This window comes from Nocardioides silvaticus (assembly GCF_003160695.1).
In the GTDB taxonomy this organism is placed as follows: domain Bacteria; phylum Actinomycetota; class Actinomycetes; order Propionibacteriales; family Nocardioidaceae; genus Nocardioides; species Nocardioides silvaticus.
In genome coordinates, this window is sequence record NZ_QGDD01000020.1 from 1 (window position 1) to 1,308 (window position 1,308).

Below are 1,308 nucleotides of genomic sequence, written 5' to 3' on the forward strand. Positions count from 1 at the left end.
TGTGATGAGTCGCGACATAGGTGACACCTGAGTCGCGACATGCGTGTCAGTCAGAGAGCTCCCGGCCATCGGCCGGGGGCTCTTTGCGTGTTGCGCCAGTAGGTTTTGGCGGGGTCGATGTTGTGGGTGGAGAGGATCTCGCCGGTCTCGAGGGCGATCACGGTGAGGGTTGTGTCGTCGGCGATGGCGAGGATCTTGGTGCCGCGGTGGGCGTAGCCGACGCCGAGGTGGTGCATGCGGCCGGCTCGGCGGAAGGAGACCTTGCCCCAGGTGTCGACGCGGTCGTAGCGCAGCCGGTAGTGCCCGATGGTGGGTGTTTCGGTCGTGGGGGCGGCTTTGGGGAGCGCGGCGTAGGCCGCGGCTGGCGTTGTCCGGTCCAGGGCGCGGTGGGGTCGGTGGTTGTTGTAGAGCTCGCGGAACTGGTCGAGCTGGGCTTGGAGCTCGGCCAGGGTCGCGGCTGGTGGCTGCTGGGCGAGCCAGCGTTTCTGGGTCTGGTGGAGTCGTTCGACCTTGCCCTGGGTCTGGGGGTGGTTCGCTGAGCCGTTCTTCTGGGTGATCCGTAGCGCGGCGAGGAGGTATTCGAAGGCGTTCTTCCCGCCGCCGAATCGGGCGGTGTAGACCCGGCCGTTGTCGGTCAGGGTCGAGGCAGGCGGGCCGTGTTCGTTGCACGCGGCCAGGAAGGTCTCGACCACGGTGTCGCCAGTCACCGGTGCGTGGACGGTGCAGGAGAGCAGCATCCGGGCGTGGTCGTCGAGCCAGTTGAGGATCTCCACGTCGGTGCCGTCGGCCAGGCGCCAGTGGGTGAAGTCGGATTGCCAGCACTCGTTGGGTTGGGCGGCTTCGAACCGGCGGTAGGAGGATCGGGGCCGTTTCTTGGGCTCGGGAGTGATCAAGCTGGCGGCGTTCAGGACCCGGCGGATCGTGGATGTCGAGGGGGCTGCGTGGCCGCGTTCGGTCAGGTGCCAGGCGATGGTGAGGGGGCCGGCATCGAGGCCGTCCTTGGTCAGCTGCAGCCGTAGTTCGACGATCAGGTCGCGGACTTCTTGACTGGTCGCGCGCTTGTTGGAGTGCGGGCGCCTGGACAGTGGATCAACGGCATCGATACCGCCGGCGTGGTAGCGGGCCAGGAGTCGATGCAGGTGCTGGCGGGAGTAGCCGTACTTGGCAGCCGCTGCGGTGACGGACATTTCCTTAGTGACGACCTTCAGCACGGCGACCCTGGCTTTCGACATGCCCAGGAACTGTCGCCTATGTCCCGACTCAGGTGTCGCGTGTCAGTTGTCGCCTATGTCGTGAACCCAGACACCC

General features: G+C 66.5%; 1 protein-coding gene. It reads right to left on the reverse strand.

Going from position 1 to position 1,308, the window contains the following annotated elements; all coding sequences use genetic code 11:
• Positions 1–50 precede the first annotated feature (50 nt).
• A complete protein-coding gene (locus DJ010_RS21660; protein ID WP_109697547.1) occupies positions 51–1,232 on the reverse strand; it encodes an IS481 family transposase in 1,182 nt (393 codons plus the stop codon).
• Positions 1,233–1,308 lie beyond the last annotated feature (76 nt).